Below are 20,793 nucleotides of genomic sequence, written 5' to 3'. Positions count from 1 at the left end.
CTCTGCCGACGAGGAGAGGAGGAACGCCCATGAGGCCGGGAAACCGCGTCATCGCCGCGGCCGCCGTACTCGTCGCGGCCGTCACGGCCGCCGGAGCCGTGTGGGCCCTGCGCACCCAGGGCTCGCCCGGGCAGACGGCCCGGGACTTCCTCGCCGCCTGGGAGCGGCGGGACCACCCGGCGATGCGGGCGCTCACCGTCGGCGCGCCCGCCGACTTCGACCGCTGGTACCGGCGGTTCCACACCGACCTGAGGCTGACGGGAGCCCGCTTCGAGGCCACCGGCACCGCCGATGACACCGCCGACGGCGCGACCGTGCGCTTCCGCGCCCGGCTGACGGGCGCGGTGGACTGGACCTACGACGGCTCGCTGGCGCTGGTCGAGCACGGACGGGCGTGGCGGGTGAGATGGAGCCCGGCCGCCGTCCACCCCCGGCTCGGGCCCGGCCTGCGGATCAAGGCCGTGACGGTCGAGGCCGAGCGGGCCCCGGTCCTGGCCGCCGACGGCACCCGCATCGACACCGCCTCCGCCCCGGGCTCGGTGCAGCAGCTCGTCGAGGGGCTCAGCGAGACCTACCGCGACCGCCTCACCGGCTCCTCCTCCGCCCGGGTGGACCTGGTCCGGGGCAGGACGAAGGTCGCCACCCTCGCCACCGCCGAGGCCAGGCCCGGCCGGGAGCTGCGGACCACGATCGACCTGCGGGTCCACCGCGCCGCCGCCGACGCGCTCGCCGCCACCGGCAAGCCCGCCTCGCTGGTGGCGATCCGCCCCTCCACCGGGGAGATCCTGGCGGCGGCCAACAAGCCGGGCGGGTTCAACCGGGCCCTGCTCGGCCACTACCCGCCGGGCTCGACGTTCAAGGTCGTCACCGCCTCGGCACTGGTGGCCGGCGGCATGACCGCAGAGGAGCGCACCGCCTGCCCGGCCGAGCAGAACATCGGCGGCTTCCCGTTCCACAACGCCGGATTCAAGGACTACGGCACGCCCTCGCTGCGCGAGGCGTTCGCCCACTCGTGCAACACCACGTTCGGGCGGCTGAGCGTCGAGCGGCTCGGCGGGGAGCGGCTGGCCGAGGTCGCCGCGGGCTTCGGCTTCGGCGCCCCGGTCCAGCCGGGCGTGCCCGCCGTACGGGCGCGGTTCCCCGCCCCGAAGGACGACACCGACCTCGCCTCGGCCTCGATCGGCCAGGGCCGCGTGCTGGCCAGCCCGCTGAACATGGCCGCCGTCGCCGCGGCCGTCGCCGACGGCTCCTGGCGCCCGCCCCGGCTGGTGGACGCCGGGCTGCTTCCCCCCGCCGAGCCGCGCACGCTCGAACCCGAGGTGGTGCGGGCCCTGCGCACGCTGATGCCCGCGGTCGTGGTGGAGGGCACCGCCAGCGCGGTGTCCTTCCCGCCCGGTACGGCGGGCAAGACCGGCACCGCCGAGTACGGCTCCGGCGCCGAGCCGCCCTCGCACGCCTGGTTCATCGGCTACCGGGGCGACCTGGCCTTCTCGGTGATCGTGGAGGGCGGCGGCTCGGGCTCGGAGACGGCCGCCCCCATCGCCGCCCGGTTCCTGACCGCTCTGGCGGAGTCCTGACCGCAGCCGCGCCGTCCGGCGCGGATGGCTGATCGGTATCGGACCGCGTCGACCACTGATATAATGATCATGCATCCCGGGCGGCCACCCCTCCCGGGATTCTGCTTTTCATGACCTCTCCCTCCGTTCCCCCCGGCCCCGCCTCCCCCGTTCCCGCGCGCACACCCCACCGCGCGATCCTCGGCGCCGCCGTCCCGCTCCTGCTGTCCATGTCCGTGTCAGTCGTCGCGCAGTTGGTCGGCACCGTCGCCCTCGGGCGGCGGGAGACCGCCGCGTTGGCCGCCTTCGCCCTCGCGAGTGCCGTGCTCTCCCCTGTCACCGCCGCCGTCGCCGCCGGGCTGCGCGGCCTGGCTCCGTTCGTGGCGCCCCACCGCGACGACCCGGCCCGTGCCCTGCCGGTCCTGCGGGACGCGCGCTGGCTGTCCCTGGCGTTCGGGACCGCGGGTGCGGGTGTCGTGCTCTGCGTCCCGCCGCTCGCACGGGCCGCGGGTGCGCCCGGCGAGGTGGTCGACGGGCTCGGTGCCCTGCCGCCGTTGCTCGCGCTGGAGGTGCTGCTGTTCGCCGCGGGCGGCGGCGCCAACACGGTGCTGGTCGCGCTGGGCCGCAGCCGCCAGGTGCTCTGGTCGAGCCTGTCGGGCACGGCCGTCCAGGTCGGTCTGATCCTCCTGCTCACGCCCGGCTTGGGCGTCGACGGCATCGGCCTCGCGCTGGTGGCCTCCACGGCCGTGTCCGTGACGGTGTCCAACATCTGCCTGCTGCGGGTGCCCGGACTGGCCGGGCCGGCGGCGCGGCCGTCCCGGTGGCGGTCCCCGGCATGGTCGCTGTGGCCGGTACGTCCCCGTCCCCGCGAGATCGCACGCATGGCGCGGGTGGGCGTCCCGATGTCCACCGCTCTGATCGTCAAGTTCGCCGTCCTGGGGGGCGCGACCTACGTCGCCGCGCGCACGGGCGCACAGGGCGCGGCGGCCCATGCGGTCCTCCGGTCGCTGGCCGAGCTCCTGGCGCTGGCCGCCTTCTCCGTCGGCCAGGCGACGGCGCCGGAGATCACCCGGGCCGCGTCTCCCGGCTCCTGCCCCGCCGGGTCCTCCGCCGAGGTCCGCCGGGTCGGCCGCGCCGCCCTGTCGCTGGCGGGAGCCGGGGCGGCCTGCGGCGCGCTCGTGCTGCTCTGCTCCGGGAGCGCCGTGACCGGGCTGTTCACCACGGACGCGGAGGTGGCCTCGCTGGTCGCCGACCTGCTCCCGCCGATGGTCGTCTACGCCGTGGCCAACGGCTGCGGGATCGTGATGAGCGCCTGCCTGGTCGGGCTCAAGCGCCCGTCCTGGGGCCTGCTCGCGGCCGTGGCCGGCTACGGCCTGCTCGCCCTGGCGGCGCTCCCCGCGACGGCCGCCTGGGGACTGACCGGCCTGTGGACGGCGATGGCCGTCGGCGCCGTGCTCATCTTCGCACTGCAGCTCACCGGCTTCGTCCGGCACAGCGCGCGGACGCCCCTGGCCGTGGGGTGAAGCGGCTCCGCCTGGCCCTCGCAGACCGGCTGAGCCGGCCCGGGCGCCCGGGCCGGCTCAGCCGGTCCGGGCGGGCGAGGTGAGGCGGGTCACGGCCTCGACGAGCCGGGCCGGATCGGACAGGTCGGGCAGGACCACGTCCGCGCCCTCCTCGCGCAGCTCGCTCGCGAGGGTCCGGCCGGTGGCGACGGCGATCATCGCGGCCCCGGCGATCTTCGCCGCCTGCACGTCCCGGGCCGAGTCGCCGATCAGCACGGTGTTGCGCCCGTCGAAGGCCGCGCCGTGCTTGCGCGCCGCCCTGCCCTGCGCGACCTGGAGCAGGGTGGCCTTGGGGTAGACCTCCTCGCCGTAGCCGCCGACCTCCACATCGACGTACTCGTCCAGGCCGAAGGCGGCCAGCTTGTGCACCGCGTTGCTCCGGATGGTGCCGGTGAGCACCGACTGCACCGTGCCGCCGAGCCGGGACACCGCCTTGAGCGCGTCCTTCGCGCCGGGCAGCGCCCTGCCCTCCTCGGCCAGCCGCTTGCGGCGGGCGGCGAAGGAGGCGGCCAGCGCGTCCAGGAAGCGCGGCAGGTCCTCGTCGGTGGCGGCGACCCCGTTGATGGCCAGGGTCTCGAAGACGATCTCGGAGTCCGGGCGGCCGTTGTGCTGGGTGAGCTTCACCAGCGGCCGGCCGGTGACCTGGCGGAAGGCGTCCGCGTAGGCGTCGCGGGTGACGATGGCCACGTCGACCAGGGTCAGATCGACGTTCCAGAGAACGAGGCGGTTGATCGTGACCTCCGGAGATGAGAGGGGATGCCAGGGTACGGCCGGCGCCGCGCCCTGTCCGCCTCCCATGCCCGAAACGTCCGCTCCGCCGGGCGGGAAGGCCCGCGCGGGACCGGGCCGCCGGACGGGACCGGGCCGCCGGACGGGACCGGGCCGCCGGACGGGACCGGGCCGCCGGGCGGAGAGCGCCCGGCGGACCGGTCAGGGCGCGGCCGTCAGGCGTAGTCCAGGGCGTCCGTGAGGGTGTCCACGACGGGCAGGCCCGTCGCCTTCAGCTCGGCGCGGCTGGTCATGCCGCCGGTGTAGAGCACCGCGCGGGCCCCGACGTGCTGCGCGGCGTGCGCGTCGTCGATGCTGTCGCCGATCACCAGCACGTCGGCCGGGTCCACGCCGAGGGCGGCCAGGTGGCTGACCATGGATTCGGCCTTGTGCCCGCCGGGGACCGTGTGCAGCAGCCCGTCGACCCGGGTGAAGTGCCGGTCGATGCCGTACTCGGCGACCTTGGCGGTCAGCCGCTCGTGCCACCACATGGACAGCAGCGACTGCCGGCCGCCCTCCCGCTCCCACGCCTGGAGGGTGGAGAGCGCGTCGGCCGCGAGACCGCACTCCAGCATCAGCCGGTGGTAGTGGTCGTGGAAGCCCGCGTCCATGCGCTCCCACTCGCCGTCGGCCAGCGGGCGGCCGAGCATGCGCTCGTAGGCCGTCCAGATCGGGCGGGTGTAGACCGCGCGGAAGCCCTCGGCGTCGTAGGCGCCGACGCCGTAGGGCTCGAAGACCGCGTTCGTCGCCCGCACCACGGCGTCGATGTCGTCGAAGAGGGTGCCGTTCCAGTCCCAAACGATGTGTCTCATATCGCCCTCAAGACTATCCAGCGCCCCGAGCGCCCCGCACCGGGATAAAAACCTCACCCGACCAGGTCGGGGATCTCCTGGGTGGCGTACCACATGAGCTCGTGGGCCTCGGCGCCGTCCACGGTGAACCGCGCGTCGTCGTCGCCGGCGTCGGCCGCGGGCAGCGCGGCGAGGGCGGCCTCCACGTCACCGGAGGCCGAGGGGTCGTCCACGTGGACGGCGGCGATCTCCTTCATCGTGACCGCCCGCGTGAGCCGGACCCGGGAGCGCTCCTCGAGGTCGGCGCCCGCCTCCACGATCCCGTCCGGCACCTCGGCCGCGACGACCACCCGGCGGGCCGCGGCCTTCACCCCGTCCGCGCGGTCGGCGGCCAGCATCCGCAGGGACGACCGCGCCGCGTCGGTCAGGGCGACGTACTCCAGTTCCTCGGTGTCCCCCGAGGCGTACCACTCGACCAGCGCGGGGGTCACCGCGTACCCGGTCAGCGGAGCCGGTCCGAGCTCCCCGGCGGCGGCCACGCGGGCCAGCGCGGGAAGCGTGCACGGCAGGTAGACGCGCATCCGTTCCTCGATCTGTTCGGCGGGCCGCTGGCGCGGCCCGTACCACGGCTTGTACGGCGGCTTGCACGGCGCGGCGGTCCGGCGCCGGATCCCACCCGAGTCTGCCAGCCCGCGCGACCGGCCCGCGAGGCACGGCGCGGCGCGTCAGCGCAGCCGGACGCCGAACAGCCCCTCCAGGTGGGCGATGGTCTCCGCGGGCTCCCGGTGGTGCACGCCGGTGATGCCCAGCGCGCGGGCCGCCGTGACGTTGGCCTCGATGTCGTCGATGAACACGCACTCGGGCCCGGAGAGCCCGACGAGGTCCAGGGCGTACTCGAAGATCCTCGGCTCCGGCTTGCGCATGCCGACCTCCCCGGAGATGACCACCTGGTCGAAGAGGCCGTCCCAGGAGTCGCGGGGGTAGTCGTTGGCCCAGGAGTTGGAGAGCAGGCAGGTCTTCAGCCCGGCGGCGCGGGCGGCGGCCAGCATGTCGTACATCGGCTGGACCGGCTGGAAGCCGGCGAACATCCGGGTCAGCAGCCCCTCGGCGACCGGCGGCACGCCGTCCAGCGTGAGCAGCCTGCGCGCCAGGTCGCGCTCGAAGTCCAGCGCGGAGATCTCGCCGCGCTCCAGGGCGTGGATGAGGTTCTCGCCGTCCGGGCCCGCCTCGTAGGCCTGCACGACCAGCTCGCGCATCACGTCGCGGTAGCGGCCGGGGTCGATGCGCTCGGCGGCGATCCACACGTCGATCGCCTCGCGCAGCCCCGTGGTGAGCACCCCGCCCCAGTCGATCAGCACGCCCTTGAACATCCCGCCTCCTCGTGCACAGAACCTGTTACAGGTTAGGCGCAGCCGACGGAGCCGGGGAAAACGGGCGGTGTCAGACTGGCGGCCATGGACTTCGCGCTCAGCTCGAAGGCGGAGAAGTATCTCGCCGACCTCAACGATTTCATGGCGTCCCACGTCTATCCGGCGGAACCGGTCTACCACGCGTGGCGGGCGGCCCGCGGGCACGACGACCACACCCTGCCCCCGGTGGTGGAGGAGCTCAAGGCGGAGGCCCGCTCGCGGGGCCTGTGGAACCTGTTCCTGCCCGCCGAGTCCGGCCTGTCCGTGCTCGACTACGCCACGCTGGCCGAGGTCACCGGCCGCTCCGTCGACCTGGCCCCCGAGGCGCTGAACTGCGCCGCTCCCGACACCGGGAACATGGAGGTCCTGCACATGTTCGGCTCGCCCGGGCAGCGGGAGCGCTGGCTCCGGCCCCTGCTCGACGGCGAGATCCGCTCGGCGTTCGCGATGACCGAGCCCGCGGTGGCCTCCAGCGACGCCACCAACATCGCCACCTCGATCACCCGCGACGGCTCCGAGTACGTGGTCAACGGCCGCAAGTGGTTCATCACCGGCGCGGCCGACCCCCGCTGCGAGATCATGATCGTGATGGGCAAGACCGATCCGCAGGCCCCGGCCCACCGGCAGCAGTCGATGGTCCTGGTCCCGATGGACACCCCGGGTGTCGAGGTCGTCCGCCACCTGCCGCTCTTCGGCTACCAGGAGCAGCACGGCCACTCCGAGATCGTCTTCACCGACGTGCGGGTGCCCGCGGAGAACCTGATCGGCTCCGAGGGCGACGGCTTCCGCATCGCCCAGGCCCGGCTCGGGCCCGGCCGCATCCACCACTGCATGCGCGCCGTCGGCATGGCCGAGCGCGCGCTGGAGCTGATGTGCGCCCGCGCCGCGAGCCGCGTGGCCTTCGGCCGGACGCTGGCCGAGCAGGGCGTCGTCCAGCAGCAGATCGCCGAGTCCCGGCTGGCCGTCGAGCAGGCCCGGCTGCTCACCCTGAAGGCCGCCTGGATGATCGACACCGTGGGCGCGAAGGCCGCCGCCACCGAGATCGCCGCCATCAAGGTGGTCGCCCCCCGGATGGCCTGCGAGGTCATCGACCGCGCGATCCAGGTGCACGGCGGCATGGGCGTCAGCGACGACGTCCCGCTGGCGCTGATGTACGCCCAGGCCCGCGCGATGCGCATCTTCGACGGCCCGGACGAGGTCCACGTCCGGACCGTCGCCCGCCGGGAGCTGAGGCCGTACCTGGCCTGAGGGCAGGTCAGGGCACCAATCCCGCTTCGTAGGCGGTGATCACCAGGTGCACCCGGCTGCGCGCGCCGAGCTTGGCCAGCAGGTGGCCGACGTGTGTTTTCACCGTACCGTGGCTGAGGCAGAGCTCAGCGCCGATCTCCTGGTTGGACAGGCCTTTGGCGATCAGGACGAGCACCTCTCGCTCGCGGTCGGTGATCTGCAGATGCCGGGGTGGGGGCACACGGGCCACGTGGCGTTCGATGAGCCGCCGGGTGACGGTGGGCGCGAGCAGCGACTCCCCTCCGGCGATCACGTGGATGGCCTGGAGCAGGTCCGGCGGCAAGGTGTCCTTGAGCACGAAGCCCGCGGCGCCGGAGCGCAACGCGCCGTAGACGTACTCGTCCAGGTCGAATGTGGTCACGATGAGAACCCGGACCCCCGGCTGCGCGGAGCAGATCTGGCGGGTCGCCTCGATACCGTCCATGACAGGCATGCGCACGTCCATGAGCACCACGTCGGGCCGCTCGCGGCGGGTGACCTCCACCGCCTCCTTGCCGGTGGCCGCCTCCCCGACCACGGACAGACCCGGCGCGCTGTCGACGAGCAGCCGGAAACCCCCTCGGACCAGCGCCTCGTCATCGGCCACCACCACCCGCGTGGTCATCGCCGCTCCGCCGGCGCCGCGTGTCCCGGCGTCATCCGGCTCCCCGTCCGGTCCGGGCGCCCGGTCGCGTCCTGTGGCGGAAGCAAGGCGTACACGCGGAAGCCATGGAGCGGCCGGGGCCCCGCCTCGAAGACGCCGCCGAACATGCGCACCCGCTCCCGCAACCCGGCCAGCCCGTGGCCGGACGCCCCCGGCGTACCTCCCGGCCCGTCGTCGACCACCTCCACCCGTGTGCCGTCCGCCTCCTGCGCCACCGTCACGCAGGAGTGGCCTGCCCCGGCATGTTTGATCACGTTGGTCAGCGCCTCCTGGACGATTCGGTACACGGTCAGTCCCAGCGCGTGCGGTACGTCACCGGTGACGGACAGCGTCACCTGGATCCCCGCCGCCCGCGTCCGCTCGACCAGCTCGGGGAGGTCGGACAGGGTGGGAGCGGGCGCGAGCGAGGCCTCGCCGTCCTCACGCAGGACGCCCAGTACGCGCCGGGTTTCCTGCAGCGCCGACCTGGTGGTCTCGCCGATGGAGCACAGCGCCCCGGACATCACCTCCGGCCTGCCCACGTGTGCGGCGACCCCCGCCTGCACGGCGATCGTGCTGAGGCTGTGCCCCACGATGTCGTGCAGTTCCCTGGCGATGCGCAGACGTTCCTCGGCCATCCCCGTCCTGACACGCTCCTCGGCGTGCGCGGCCAGCCGCTCGATGTAGATTCCGCGCTCGCGCATCATCAGCCCGGCTGCCCAGAACGCCACCAGCACCCCGCCCGCCAGCAGGGCCTGCATGACCATCGTGCGGTCCACCGGAGGCCGGAGCAGCGCGATCCCCGCCACCGCAAGCGCCGTCGCCAGCGCGCCGCCCGCCCACCGGCCGCCCACCGACCGCCCGACCATGTAGAGGGCCACGGGCTGGGCCAGGAGCTCCGCCCCGGTCGGAATCAGTGCCTGCATCCACAGTGCGCAAGCGGCGACCAGGCAGAACACGCTGCGCGGCCAGATCCTCCGCACGGCCAGCGGCAACGTCATGGCCAGCGCCGAGACGACACCCACCCATCCCGTGCCGTGGTACGTCACCAACGCCACATAGGAAAGCCCCACCCCCAGCGCCCACAGGCCGTCGAGCAGCACCCAGGCCCGGCAGGGCACCCGGCTGAGCAGCGGCGGGCGGATCTCGGTCGCAGGCACATCCCGACGGTAGACCGGCGGCCCGGGTCCGCGCATCGGACCGGAGTCCGATACCGCATCGGACCTGTGGCAGAAGCGGAAACCGCACCGCGCAGAGAATCATCGAAGGCATGATCGAAATTGCCGGTCTCACCAAACGCTTCGGACGCGACCGGGCCGTGGACGACCTCTCCTTCGAGGTACATCCGGGCCGGGTCACCGGCTTCCTCGGGCCCAACGGGGCGGGGAAGACGACCACGATGCGGCTGATCGTCGGCCTCGAACGCCCCACAGCGGGGCGTGCCCTGGTCGACGGCCTGCCGTACCAGAAGATCGATAAGCCCCTCACCAGAGTCGGTGCGTTGCTCGACGCGGCCGCCGTGCACGGCGGTCGCCGCGCCGACCAGCACCTGCGGTGGCTGGCCGCCTCCAACGGCCTGTCGCGCGACCGGATCGCACCCCTGCTCGAGCGGGTGGGGCTGGGCGGGGTACGCAAGCGGATCGGGGTCTACTCCCTCGGCATGAAGCAGCGGCTCGGGATCGCGGCGGCGCTGCTGGGCGACCCTCCCGTGCTGATCCTGGACGAGCCCGTCAACGGGCTCGACGCCGAGGGCGTCAAGTGGACGCGGGACCTGCTCAGGTCACTGGCCGCCGAGGGCCGCACGGTCCTGGTGTCGAGTCACCTGATGTCCGAGATGGCGATCACCGCCGACCATCTGATCGTCATCGCCCGCGGGCGACTGGTGGCCGACGTGCCCACGGCCGAGTTCGTCCGGCCCGGCATGTCGCTGGAGGACGTCTACCTCGAGGCCGTGGGAGGCATGTCATGAACGTGCTGGCTGCGGAATGGCTGAAATTCCGGACGCTGCGCTCGACCCTGTGGGCCCTCGCGGCGAGCATCGGCTGCGCGCTGGTCCTCACCGCGTCCACGGGGGTGACGAGCCTTTCGGATCTCGACGCCGGCCACTCCGCCGACCAGGCCGGGCTGCGGGTGTGGGCGGTGGTCTTCGTCGGGGTGACGCTCTCGGCACTGCTGATCGGCGCGCTCGGCGTGATCACGATGACGGGCGAGCACGCGTCGGGGATGATCAACCTGACCTACACCGCCATGCCGTCACGCAGGGGCGTCCTCCTGGCCAAGGCGGTGGTGCTGACCGGTGCGGCCCTGACCGCATTCTTGCTCATCGGGGCCGTCGGCTACGTGTACGGCAGGCTGGTGGCCGCCCCGTCCCATCCGTCGTTCCTGCCCGCGGGCGCCTGGCAGCCGATCGGCGCGGCGGCGCTCATGATGCTGATGACCGCTCTCGCCGGCCTGGCGCTCGGCGCCCTGCTGCGCAGCGGAGCGGTTGCGACCGCGGTGCTGATCGCGATCGTGTTCGTGCTGCCGGTGATCCTCATGGGTATTCCCGGTGGATCGGACGTCGGCAGGTTCCTGCCGCTGGTCGCCGGGATGCAGCTTCTCGATCAGTCCCCACAGGACTACATGCCGGCGGGAGCGGCGTTCGCGGTGTTGGCGGCCTGGACGACGGTGCCGATCGGCATCGCGCTGGCGATCACTCCCGGACCGTGGAGACACCGCGCCACCGGGCCGGAGGCACTTGAGAGCCGAGGGTGATCCCTACCGCGGCATGACGCCTGCTGCGGCGACCCGGGACGGCCGGTGCCCCGGTCATGACGCCCACCGCCTGGCCGCCCCCGGACGGGCAGGGCATCGGCGAGCGCGCGCCGCCCGGCGGTGATGGACCCGAGCCCGGAGACCGGCGTGATCCGCCTGGAATCCGCCACGGACGCGGGCAGGCCGTCCGGCGGGCTTCAGCAGGCCGCGGGCCCCGCCGGCCGTGCCGAGGCGGATGGCGTACACGGCGGTCACGGGGGTGGGAACCGGGGAGGTGCGGCAGGACACGGCCGCGGGCGGCGGGGCGCAGGGTGCCGGGCTCGTCGGCGCAGGAGCGCGTGACAGGGCCCTTACGCTCCGCCGGTGTCCGAGGGGCGCCGGTCCCAGGTGCGGTCGAGGAAGTCGGCGATCAGCGGCGCGATCTCCGGCAGGTGGGTCTCCAGGGCGAAGTGGCCGGTGTCGAACAGGTGCAGCTCGGCGCCGGGGAGGTCGCGCAGGTAGGCGCGGGCGCCGGGCTCGGGGAAGAACGGGTCGCCGACCCCCCAGGTGATCAGCGTGGCCGGGGCGTGGGTGCGCAGCCACGCCTGCCAGCGGTCGTAGCGCTCGACGTTGGAGCGGTAGTCGAACGCCAGCGCCACCTGCGCCTCCTTGCGGCCGGGGAGGTCGAGGAAGTGCTGGTCGAGCGTCCAGCCGTCCGGCGCGACCAGCGCGGGGTCGGGCACGCCGGTCTCGTACTGGCTGCGCGTCCCCCGCAGGGTGAGCAGGTCCCGGACGGTCTCCTCGGCGCCCGGCGTCTCCGGGCGCAGCGCGATGAAGTCGCGGGCGCCGTCCGACAGCCCGTCCTCGTAGGCGTTGCCGTTCTGCACCACCAGGCCCGCGATCCACTCGGGGTGGCGTTCGGCGATCCGGAAGCCGACGGGCGCGCCGAAGTCGAACACGTACATCACGAACCGGGTCAGCCCGAGTCCGCGCACGAGGCCCTCGGTGACGTCGGCGAGCCGGTCGAAGGAGTAGGTGAAGCCGTCCGGCGCCCGGGTGTGCCCGAATCCGGGGTAGTCGGGGGCGATGAGCCGGTAGCGCGATCCGAGCGCGTCGATGAGCCGGCGGAACTGGTGCGAGGCGGAGGGGAACCCGTGCAGGAGCAGCAGCACCGGCGCGTCGGCCCGCTCCGGCAGCGACTCGCGGTAGAAGACCCGCACGCCGTCGACGTCGAGGTGGCGGTGGGCGGTCCGGGCGATGGGGGCGACCGTCATATCTAATGCCTTTCATCGTTGTAGATGCATTAGATATAGCGATCATCATCCTAATGCGTCAACTCCCTTGGGTATCGTTAGACATGTGAACGACACCGTCCCCCTCACCGGGGAGCCGCTGGCCCTGGACCTGGTCAACACCCGCACGGCGGCCGGTGACCTGCTGGCCGTCCCCGCCGACCTGCACGCCTGGCTGCGGCTTCAGGCCGACCGGTTCGGCGAGGCGGCGGAGCTCGCCGCCGCCGACCTGACCGCCGCCGACCTGAGCGCCGTCCGGGACGTCCGCGACCGCACCGCCCGCGTGCTCGACCACGTCCGCCGCGGCGAGCGCCCTGCGGACGGCGACCTGGACGCCCTCAACCGGGCCCAGCGCGCCGCGCCGGCCGTCGCCGCCCTCACCTGGGACGGCGCGGCGCTCACCGCGCCCCGCCGCCGCACCGGGCCGCCCGGCGACCGGCTGGCGGCGTGGCTGGCCGAGGCCGCCGCCGAGCTGCCGGCCGACCCCGCGGTCACCAGGATCCGCCGGTGCGAGGCCGACGACTGCGTGCTGCTGTTCCTGCCCTCCCACCCGCGCCGCCGCTGGTGCTCGGCGGCCCGCTGCGGCAACCGCGTCCGCGTCGCCCGCCACTACCGGCGCCACCGACCGGCCTGAGACCACCCGCCACCGGCCGACCGGACCCACCGGTCGGCGGACCCGCGGACCGGCCCCGGCGACCGGCGGACCCGCGGGTCGGCCGGACCCACCGCTCGGCGGACCCGCGGACCGGCCGGACCCACCGCTCGGCGGACCCGCGGACCGGCCCCGGGACCGCGGGGATCCCGGCGGACCTCAGCGGGCCCTGGCGGTGATCTGCGCGGCGACCTTGCGGTGCGCGGCCGAGCGCAGCACCCGCTCCGCCTTCTGCGGATCGGCCACCGGGGCCTCCTCCAGAAAGCCCCGGTCGGCCTTGAGCGTCAGCAGCCGCCGCACGGACTCGTCGAGCCGTGCGGCGGGGATCCGGCCGGAGCGCACCGCCTTCAGCACCGCCTCGTACGCCTTCTCGTAGTCCGGCGGCATCAGCAGCAGGTCCGCCCCGGCCAGGACGGCCCGCACGGCCACCTCCGCGTCGCCGTACTTCTCGCGCACGCCCGCCATGTTGAGCGCGTCGGTGGAGACGACCCCGTCGAAGCCGAGCTCCTCGCGGAGCAGCCCGGTCAGGATCGGCTTGGAGAGCGTGGCCGGGTCCCCCGAGGGGTCGAGTTCCGGCATGACGACGTGCGCGCTCATGATCGCGTCCACGCCCTCCTCGATGGCGGCGGCGAACGGCGGCGCGTCCAGCTTCGACCACTGGGAGCGGGAGTGCCCGATCACCGGCAGACCGGTGTGGCTGTCCACGCTCGTGTCGCCGTGGCCGGGGAAGTGCTTGGCCGTGGCGGCCACCCCGGCGTCGTGCAGGCCGCGGACGGCGGCCGCGACCATCGGCGCGACCTTCTCGGGGTCCGAGCCGTAGGCGCGCGGGCCGATCACCGGGTTGCGGGGGTTGACGTTCACGTCGGCGACGGGGGCGAAGTCCAGATTGACGCCGAGCGCCCGCAGCTCGGTCCCGGTCACCTCCGCGGCCCGGCGGGCCTGCCGCGGGTCGCCGGTGGAGCCGATCACCTTCGCCCCGGGCAGCTCGGTGACCAGCGACGCCAGCGGGGAGACCAGGCCGTTCTCCTGGTCGGTCCCGATGAGCAGCGGGATCTCCGGCGAGGCCTTCTGCAGGCCGTTGGTGAGGGCGACGAGCTGCCGGACGCTCTTGACGTTCCCCGCCCAGGGGAACAGGATCACCCCGCCGGGCCGGTACTTGGCGATCACCTGGGCCGGGGTGCCCGCGCCGTAGCGCGCCCGGTTCTCCCCGGAGACGGCGTCGGCCGCCGCGCCGTACACGACGGGCATGAACAGCTGGCCGACCTTCTCCTCGGTGCTCATCTCCGCGAGCACGGCCTCCACCGGGGAGCCGGGCTCGCCGGTCCCGGCGGGCCCCTCGGACGGGGCGGGCGTCCGGCGCTCCGGCGGCGCGGTCTCGCCCGTCCCGGCCGGGGAGGCCGCCGAGGGCGTCTGCGCCGGGGGCCGCACGGCCGCCCCCGAACCGGCGCACCCGGTCGCCACCGTCGCGATCACTGCAAGAGCCGTCGCACGCACGTACCGAAGCATGGCCACCACGCTATCCGCGCGAGCGACCGGACGACCCGGACACGCCCGGCTCGACCGGCTCCGGATCGTCCGGGCCCGCCCCGGTCAGGCCCGCCAGGCCCGGCAGGTGCGCCCGGGCCGCCCGCCGCGCTCCCGCCGGGCAGGAGGCCGCCCGCGCCGCCCGCGCCGCGAGCACGCACTGCTCCCGGGTGTGCCGCGCCAGAGCCGCCCGTACGGCCGGCAGCGCGGGCGCGCTCATCGACAGGGAGGTGACGCCGAGCCCGACCAGCACGCAGGCCAGGGCCGGGTCGCCCGCGGCCTCCCCGCAGACCCCGCACGGCCGGCCGTGCGCGGCGGCCCCGGACGCGGCCGCGCCGACCAGGTCCAGCAGGGCGGGCTGCCAGGCGTCGTGGAGCGCGGCCAGCGCGCCCACCTGACGGTCGGCGGCGAAGGCGTACTGCGCCAGGTCGTTGGTGCCGACCGAGAAGAAGTCGACCTCGGCGGCCAGGTCCGCGGCGCGCAGCGCGGCCGACGGGACCTCGATCATGACCCCCGCGGACGGCAGCCCCGCCGCGCGGCAGGCGGCGGCGAACCAGGCCGCCTCCTCGGCGGTGGCCACCATGGGGGCCATCACCGACAGACGCGCGCCGCCGCGCGCGGCGGCCCGCGCCAGGGCGGTCAGCTGCGCCGCCAGCACCTCGGGCCGGGCCCGCAGCAGCCGCGCGCCGCGCTCGCCCAGCGCCGGGTTGGGCTCCTCGCCCGGCGGCGGGAGGAAGGCCAGCGGCTTGTCCGCGCCGGCGTCGAGCACGCGCACGACCACCGGCCGCCCGGGGAACGCCTCCAGCACCTGCGCGTACGCCTCCTCCTGCTCCTCCACCGAGGGCGCCCGCGGCCGGTCCAGGAAGAGCAGCTCGGTCCGGTAGAGCCCGACGCCCTCCGCGCCGCAGGCCAGCGCGCTCTCCAGGTCGCCGGGACCGCCGACGTTGGCGAGCAGCGGCACGGCGTGCCCGTCGGCGGTCGCCCCGGGCCCCGTGGCCCGCGCGAGCAGGCTCCGGCGGGCGGCCTCGGCCTCGCGGGCGGCCCCGACCTCCTCGCCGGGCGGGTCCAGCCGTACCCGGCCGGAGGTCCCGTCGACGAGCACCGGCGCCCCCGGGGCGACGGAGGCCGCCCCCGGGCAGGCCACGACGGCCGGCACGCCCATCGCCCGCGCGATGATCGCGGTGTGGCTGGTCGGCCCGCCCTCCTCGGTGACGAACGCGGCCACCGTGTCCGGCGAGAGCAGCACGGTGTCGGCCGGGGCCAGGTCGCGGGCGACGAGCACGTACGGCTCCGCGGCGGCGGCGGGCACGCGCGACACCGGCCGGCCGGCGAGGACCGCGATCGCCCGGTCGCGCACGTCGTCCAGGTCGGCGACCCGGGCCCCGAGATACCCCCCGGCCGCGGCGAGCGCCTCCCGGTAGCCGCCGAACCCCTCGTGGACCGCCCGGGCGGCGCTCACCCCCGACCCGACCAGCCGGGCGACCTCGGCCGCCAGCTCCGGGTCGCGCGCCATCATGGCCTGGGCTTCCAGCACGGCGCGGCCCTCACCGCCGGCCCGCTCCCCCCGCTCCTGGAGGTCCGCGGCGACCTGCTCCAGCGCCCGCAGCGCCCGGTGGGTCTCCGCCTCGGCGTCCCCGTCGTGCCGGTCGCCGGGCGGCGGGGCGGGGACGGCGTCCTCGACCACGTGGGCGGGCCCGTAACCGATGCCGGGGCTCACGCCCACCCCCGTGAGCGTCCGGCTCATGGCGCCGACGCGATCTCCGCCAGCTGGTCGAGGACCTCTTCGGCCCCCTCGCCCTCCGCCTTGATCACCACGGTCTCGCCCTGGCGGACGTCGAGCGAGAGGACGCCGAGGATGCTCTTGGCGTTGACCGGCTTGCCGCCGGGCTTGGCGACGCTGACGTCCAGGCCGGCGGCCTTGGCCGCGGTCTGCACGAACGTCGCGGCGGGACGGGCGTGCAGGCCCACCTCGGCCTTGACGATGACGTGACGCTCGGGCACGGGCTTCTCCTCAATGTACGGCCGGGCGGTCTAGACCGCCCGGCTCCTGCGTGGCCGGGGAGGCCGGTCGGCCTCGCCGGGTCGTGGCCCCGGGGCGGACACGGGGTCCGCCCGGCGGGTCCCGCCCGTCGTCACCGGGTCCGCCCCCTCGGCGGCCCCGGCCACAGGGCCTCATTCCCCCCGGTGGAGCGACTTGCACTCACGTCCTATTCTTCCCGAAGATCCACATCCGGGTGCCGGGCCCTCACGCCCACCGGAACAGCTCGTCCCCGGCGGCCACCGCCCCGGCGGCGATCCCGGTGACGGCCTCGGCGAAGGCGTCCAGCGCCACCACCGAGCAGACCGGGGAGCGCCCGCTGGCCTCGACCCCGGCCGGGTTCCAGGACAGCACGGGCTGCCCGGCGCCCACCCGGTCGCCCTCGGCGACCAGCAGCTCGAACCCCTCCCCCCGCAGCTGCACGGTGTCGATGCCCAGGTGGACCAGGACACCCCGGCCGTCGTCCCCCACCACCACGAAGGCGTGCGGGTGCAGCTTGCGGATCCGGCCCGCGATGGGGGCGACCACCCGGCCGGGCCGGCGCGCCGGGTCGATCGCCGCCCCCGGGCCGACCAGCCCCGCCGAGAACACGGGGTCGGGAACCGCCGCGAGCCCGACGGCCGTCCCCGCGACCGGGGCCAGAACTGCGGTGGTCATCACACCCCCTCGGGCCGTGCGCGCCCGCGCCGGCGGGGACGGGCCCCGCGTCCACCGGCCGAGGCCCGCTCAGCCGATGATGTCCTCGATGTCTGCGGCGATCGTGTCGGCCTCGGGGCCCACCACCACCTGGATGATGTTGCCCGCCGCCATCACCCCGTGGACGCCGGCCGCCCGCAGGGCCGCCTGGTCGACCTTCGAGGCGTCGCGGACCTCGGTCCGGAGCCGGGTGATGCACGGCTCGATCTCGACGATGTTCTCCGCGCCACCGAGACCCGCGATGATCGCTCCGACGTCTGCCGACATGTCGCCCTCCTGCCTTGACGGTGCCGCCCAGCCTAGGTCCTGCCGGGGCGGCTCCCGGCCCGCCGCGGACGGGCCCCGGCGGCACGGGCCGGAGGGCCGGGGCGGAGGGCCGGGGCGGCGGGGTCCTCAGTCCGTCTGGGTCACCTTGTTGAGGCCGCGCGGCGCGTCGGGGTCGACCCCCAGCCGGCGCGCGAGGGCCTCGGTGAGCAGCTGGCCGGGGACGATCAGGCCGATCGGGGCGACCCACTCGGGCAGGTCGGGGCCGTTCAGCGCGGCCGTCCCGGCCGCCGCGAGCCGGGTGCCGCCGCCGACGGTGAAGGCCGCGGCGCCGGCGCCGGTGACCCGCTCGGCGAGCGCCACGGTGCCGTCCAGGGTCGGCCCCTCGCCGGCCGCGACCAGGATCGCCGGGGTGTCGGCGTCCACGACCGCGATCGGGCCGTGCAGCAGGTCGGCGTAGGACAGGCCCATGGCGTGCAGGTAGCAGGCCTCCTTCAGCTTGAGCGCCGTCTCCAGCGCGGTGGAGAAGGCCAGGCCGCGGCCGGAGACCACGACGCCCTGCTTGTCGGCCAGCCCCTCGACGACGGTCTCCAGGTCACCGGGGTCGCCGACCAGCTTCTCCACCGCCTCGGGGACCCGCCGCAGGTCGCCGGGGTCCACGTCGGCGCCCAGGCCCAGGGCGAGCACGGCCAGCGCGGCGAGCTGGGTGGTGTAGGTCTTGGTCGCCGGGACGGCCTCCTCCTCGCCCGCCACGGTGCACAGGGCCAGGTCGGCGGCCTGCGCCAGCGGGCTGTCCTCGCCGCCGTTGGTGATCGCGACGGTCTTCGCGCCGCACTCGCCGGCCCAGGCCAGCGTCTCGACGATCTCCTCGGTCCGGCCGGACTGGGACAGGCCGACCGCCAGCACGCCGTCCAGGTCGAGCCGGCGCCGGTAGGTGGTGGCGATCGACGGCGCGGCGAGCGTGGACAGGCGGCCCGCGTGCGCCTCGACCAGGTAGCGGCCGTAGACTGCGGCGTTGTCGGAGGTGCCTCGGGCGATGAACAGCAGCTGCCTGGTCTGCCGCGCCAGCCGCTCCACCTCCCCCACCCTGGGGAGAAGGGCGTCCAGCGTGGCCTGCAGCGCAGCGGGCTGCTCGGCGATCTCACCGCGCATCTTGGTCGTCATGTCGCGCTCATCCTTCGGCTCGGACAGGCGCGATCGGGCCGTTATCGATCCGTCGCCGGTCCGTACGTTGACACCCTTTTCCGGCCTGTGGTCTAGTCCGGACTAGACCAGTACGAACCATAACCCATCAATCAGCACAGTTCGAGAGGGGGCGGATCACATGGCGCAAATCGATCCGGACAGCCCGATTCCGAAGTACTTCCAGCTCCGCGAGATCCTGCTCGACCTCATCGACAACCACGAGCTGGCCATCGGCGCGGCGATCCCGTCGGAGCGCGAGCTCTGCCAGCGCTTCGGCCTGTCCCGGATGACCGTACGGCAGGCCGTCGACCACCTGGTCTCCGAGGGCAGGCTGCAGCGCGTCCCGGGCAAGGGCACCTTCGTGGCCCGCCCCAAGATCGAGATGCCGCTCCGGCTGATCTCGTTCACCGAGGAGATGCGCTCCCGGGGCATGGAGCCCGGCTCGATCGACCTGGACCGCCGGGTGGTCCGGGCCAGCGCGCACCTCGCCCGGGAGCTGGGCATCCAGGCGGGCGACGAGGTGCACTTCGTCGAGCGGCTGCGCACCGCGGACGGCGAGCCCATGTGCATCGAGCGGGCGCACGTCCCCGTCGCCCTCGCGCCCGACCTGGACGCCCACGAGCTGTCGGACCGCTCCCTCTACTCCGTGCTGGAGACCCGCTACGGCCTGATCATGGACGCGGGCGAGCTGACCATCGACGCCGGCATCGCCGACCCCGGCGACGCGGACCTGCTGAAGCTGCCGCGCGGCGGGGCCGTCCTGCTGCTCCAGCAGCGCTCGTTCTCCGGCGGCGTCTGCGCCGAGCTCGGCGTGTCCACCTACCGCGCCGACCGCTACCAGCTCCGCACGGTCCTGGAGACACCGGCGCGCCGCTCCTGACCTCCTCTTCCCCACCCCCAGGAGGACTGTCGGATGAGCTCCACCCCGTCGGACGCGGCTCCCTCCGGCCCCGGTCCCGGCCCCGCCGTGATGGGCGTGCTCCAGCGGCTGGGCCGCTCGCTCATGCTCCCCATCGCGGTCCTGCCCGCCGCCGGGCTGCTGCTCCGCCTCGGCCAGGACGACCTGCTCGGCCGTACGGACGACGCCCTCGCCGACGACGTGGCGCACGTGCTCGGCACCGCGGGCGGCACGCTCTTCGACAACCTGCCGATCCTGTTCGCGATCGGGGTGGCCATCGGGTTCGCCCGCAAGGCCGACGGCTCGACCGCGCTGGCCGGGCTCGTCGGCTACCTGGTCTTCCACGCCGTCAGCATGAACATGTTCTTCACGCTGTTCGACGAGACGCTGAAGAAGTCGATCACCACGCTGGTCTTCGACCCGGCCGCCCCCGGCCTGCCGAAGCCGGTGCTCGACCTCGGCGCGCAGAACCCCACCGGCGTGCTCGGCGGCATCCTCATGGGGCTGGGCTCCGCGCTGCTCTGGCAGCGCTTCCACCGCACGAGGCTCCCCACCGCCCTGGCGTTCTTCAGCGGCCGCCGCCTGGTGCCGATCCTGACCGCCTTCGCCGGGCTCGTGCTCGGGGTCGCGGTCGGCTTCGTCTGGCCGGTCCTGGGCGGCTGGGTCCGCGCCTTCGGCGTCTGGCTCGCCGAGAACAGCACTCTGGGCGCGGGCGTCTACGGCATGGTCAACCGCGCCCTGCTCCCGCTGGGCCTGCACCACATCGTCAACAACATCGTCTGGACCCAGGTCCCCACGTGCGTGACGGACACCGGCAAGCAGCTCGCGGGCGACCTCGTCTGCTTCAACAACGGCGTGCAGGGCTACGGCGGCTTCGAGGCCGGCTTCTACCCGGTGCTGATGTTCGGCCTGCCGGCGGCGGCGATCGCCATCTGGCGGGCCGCGCCGCCGCACCGGCGCACCGCGGTCGGCTCGATCATGGTCTCCGCCGCGCTCACCGCGTTCCTCACCGGCATCACCGAGCCGATCGAGTTCGCCTTCATCTTCGTGGCGCCGGTCCTGTTCGTGGCGCACATCGTGCTGACCGGCGTCTCCCTGGCCGTCGCCTCGGCACTGGACGTCAAGCTGGCCTTCAGCTTCTCCTCCGGCCTGATCGACCTCGGCCTGTACGGCACCGCCCCCAACGCCCGGGGGGTGCCGCTCCTCATCGTGATGGGCCTGGTCTACGCGGTGGTCTACTACGCCGTGTTCGGCTTCCTGATCAGGCGCCTGGACATCATGACGCCCGGCCGCGAGCCCGAGCCGGACGTGGACTCCGGCGGAGCGCGGCCCGGCCCCGACGCCTGACCACCCGCCGCCGGACCCCGCCGGTCCCCGCCACCGGTCCCCGCCACCGGACCCGGCACGCATCGCCGGGCCCGGCACGGGCCGCCGGAGCCCGGATCTTCGAACACCGCCCGCTCCCGGCCGCCCACCCGGTTTTCGGCCGCTCCCGCACGGGCGCGGACGGTTCCGA

The 20,793-nt window shown here is 74.6% G+C and carries 20 protein-coding genes and 1 pseudogene; 8 read left to right on the top strand and 13 right to left on the bottom strand.

All coding sequences use genetic code 11. The annotated features are described in order from the left end of the window. Positions 1–29: 29 nt before the first annotated feature. Both ABD823_RS02860 and ABD823_RS02855 read left to right on the top strand, forming a co-directional pair. A complete protein-coding gene (locus ABD823_RS02860) occupies positions 30–1,577 on the top strand; it encodes a penicillin-binding transpeptidase domain-containing protein (RefSeq protein ID WP_344855561.1) in 1,548 nt (515 codons plus the stop codon). A 110-nt stretch (positions 1,578–1,687) separates the two neighbouring features. Continuing rightward, a complete protein-coding gene (locus ABD823_RS02855) occupies positions 1,688–3,079 on the top strand; it encodes an MATE family efflux transporter (RefSeq protein WP_344855559.1) in 1,392 nt (463 codons plus the stop codon). 57 nt (positions 3,080–3,136) lie between these two features. Here ABD823_RS02855 and ABD823_RS02850 read toward each other — a convergent pair whose 3' ends face one another. The 4 genes from ABD823_RS02850 to ABD823_RS02835 form a co-directional block, all read right to left on the bottom strand. Then, positions 3,137–3,916 (bottom strand): HAD family hydrolase, encoded by a 780-nt coding sequence (locus tag ABD823_RS02850; protein ID WP_344855558.1) that lies wholly within the window; start codon positions 3,914–3,916, stop codon positions 3,137–3,139. 146 nt (positions 3,917–4,062) lie between these two features. Further along, a complete protein-coding gene (locus ABD823_RS02845; protein WP_344855557.1) occupies positions 4,063–4,698 on the bottom strand; it encodes an HAD family hydrolase in 636 nt (211 codons plus the stop codon). A gap of 53 nt (positions 4,699–4,751) precedes the next feature. Continuing rightward, positions 4,752–5,258 (bottom strand): DUF6912 family protein, encoded by a 507-nt coding sequence (locus ABD823_RS02840; RefSeq protein WP_344855555.1) that lies wholly within the window; start codon positions 5,256–5,258, stop codon positions 4,752–4,754. 144 nt (positions 5,259–5,402) lie between these two features. After that, positions 5,403–6,047 (bottom strand): HAD family hydrolase, encoded by a 645-nt coding sequence (locus tag ABD823_RS02835; protein WP_344855554.1) that lies wholly within the window; start codon positions 6,045–6,047, stop codon positions 5,403–5,405. A gap of 84 nt (positions 6,048–6,131) precedes the next feature. Between ABD823_RS02835 and ABD823_RS02830 the strand changes: the two genes are divergently transcribed. Continuing rightward, a complete protein-coding gene (locus tag ABD823_RS02830) occupies positions 6,132–7,334 on the top strand; it encodes an acyl-CoA dehydrogenase family protein (RefSeq protein WP_344855552.1) in 1,203 nt (400 codons plus the stop codon). Between the two features lie 7 nt (positions 7,335–7,341). Here ABD823_RS02830 and ABD823_RS02825 read toward each other — a convergent pair whose 3' ends face one another. Together ABD823_RS02825 and ABD823_RS02820 are read right to left on the bottom strand one after the other, a co-directional pair. Beyond that, complete coding sequence (locus ABD823_RS02825) at positions 7,342–7,977, bottom strand: response regulator (RefSeq protein ID WP_344855550.1); 636 nt, start codon at positions 7,975–7,977, stop codon at positions 7,342–7,344. After that, positions 7,974–9,155 (bottom strand): sensor histidine kinase, encoded by a 1,182-nt coding sequence (locus tag ABD823_RS02820; protein ID WP_344855548.1) that lies wholly within the window; start codon positions 9,153–9,155, stop codon positions 7,974–7,976. Before ABD823_RS02820 ends, ABD823_RS02825 begins: the two co-directional genes overlap by 4 nt. Before the next feature lie 110 nt (positions 9,156–9,265). Here ABD823_RS02820 and ABD823_RS02815 point away from each other — a divergent pair. Then, a pseudogene (locus tag ABD823_RS02815) lies at positions 9,266–9,901 on the top strand (ABC transporter ATP-binding protein); the annotation flags it as partial. 59 nt (positions 9,902–9,960) lie between these two features. Beyond that, positions 9,961–10,749: a hypothetical protein gene (locus ABD823_RS02810; protein ID WP_344855546.1), complete on the top strand. Its 789-nt coding sequence runs from the start codon at positions 9,961–9,963 to the stop codon at positions 10,747–10,749. Between the two features lie 350 nt (positions 10,750–11,099). On the opposite strand, the gene ABD823_RS02805 is transcribed toward ABD823_RS02810, so the two are convergent. After that, entirely contained in the window at positions 11,100–12,002 is a 903-nt protein-coding gene (locus ABD823_RS02805; RefSeq protein WP_344855544.1) for an alpha/beta fold hydrolase, read from the bottom strand. 85 nt (positions 12,003–12,087) lie between these two features. Between ABD823_RS02805 and ABD823_RS02800 the strand changes: the two genes are divergently transcribed. Next, complete coding sequence (locus ABD823_RS02800) at positions 12,088–12,654, top strand: CGNR zinc finger domain-containing protein (protein ID WP_344855543.1); 567 nt, start codon at positions 12,088–12,090, stop codon at positions 12,652–12,654. Between the two features lie 177 nt (positions 12,655–12,831). On the opposite strand, the gene ABD823_RS02795 is transcribed toward ABD823_RS02800, so the two are convergent. The 6 genes from ABD823_RS02795 to ABD823_RS02770 all read right to left on the bottom strand — a co-directional run bounded on the left by ABD823_RS02795 (position 12,832) and on the right by ABD823_RS02770 (position 18,358). Continuing rightward, entirely contained in the window at positions 12,832–14,178 is a 1,347-nt protein-coding gene (locus ABD823_RS02795) for a glycoside hydrolase family 3 protein (RefSeq protein ID WP_344855541.1), read from the bottom strand. A 10-nt stretch (positions 14,179–14,188) separates the two neighbouring features. Beyond that, positions 14,189–15,940 carry a phosphoenolpyruvate--protein phosphotransferase gene (gene ptsP, locus ABD823_RS02790; protein WP_344855539.1) on the bottom strand — a complete coding sequence of 584 codons (1,752 nt, stop codon included), beginning with the start codon at positions 15,938–15,940 and terminating at the stop codon, positions 14,189–14,191. Further along, positions 15,937–16,197, bottom strand: a complete 261-nt coding sequence (locus ABD823_RS02785) for an HPr family phosphocarrier protein (protein ID WP_344855536.1) — start codon at positions 16,195–16,197, stop codon at positions 15,937–15,939. Before ABD823_RS02785 ends, ptsP begins: the two co-directional genes overlap by 4 nt. 244 nt (positions 16,198–16,441) lie before the next feature. Next, positions 16,442–16,891: a PTS sugar transporter subunit IIA gene (locus ABD823_RS02780; RefSeq protein ID WP_344855534.1), complete on the bottom strand. Its 450-nt coding sequence runs from the start codon at positions 16,889–16,891 to the stop codon at positions 16,442–16,444. Between the two features lie 69 nt (positions 16,892–16,960). Further along, positions 16,961–17,197, bottom strand: coding sequence for a PTS sugar transporter subunit IIB (locus ABD823_RS02775; protein WP_344855532.1), 237 nt, complete (start codon positions 17,195–17,197; stop codon positions 16,961–16,963). A 126-nt stretch (positions 17,198–17,323) separates the two neighbouring features. Then, positions 17,324–18,358, bottom strand: coding sequence for an SIS domain-containing protein (locus tag ABD823_RS02770; RefSeq protein WP_344855530.1), 1,035 nt, complete (start codon positions 18,356–18,358; stop codon positions 17,324–17,326). A gap of 160 nt (positions 18,359–18,518) precedes the next feature. Between ABD823_RS02770 and ABD823_RS02765 the strand changes: the two genes are divergently transcribed. Both ABD823_RS02765 and ABD823_RS02760 read left to right on the top strand, forming a co-directional pair. After that, the gene (locus ABD823_RS02765; protein WP_344855528.1) at positions 18,519–19,259 is read left to right on the top strand and encodes a GntR family transcriptional regulator; all 741 of its coding nucleotides are present in this window, start codon (positions 18,519–18,521) and stop codon (positions 19,257–19,259) included. A gap of 33 nt (positions 19,260–19,292) precedes the next feature. Beyond that, the gene (locus tag ABD823_RS02760; protein ID WP_344855526.1) at positions 19,293–20,624 is read left to right on the top strand and encodes a PTS transporter subunit EIIC; all 1,332 of its coding nucleotides are present in this window, start codon (positions 19,293–19,295) and stop codon (positions 20,622–20,624) included. Positions 20,625–20,793 lie beyond the last annotated feature (169 nt).

The sequence above is a fragment of the Planomonospora alba genome, assembly GCF_039534085.1.
Lineage (GTDB): Bacteria > Actinomycetota > Actinomycetes > Streptosporangiales > Streptosporangiaceae > Planomonospora_B > Planomonospora_B alba.
Note: the sequence above shows the minus strand (reverse complement) of the source record. Positions and strands in the feature narration are given on the sequence as shown.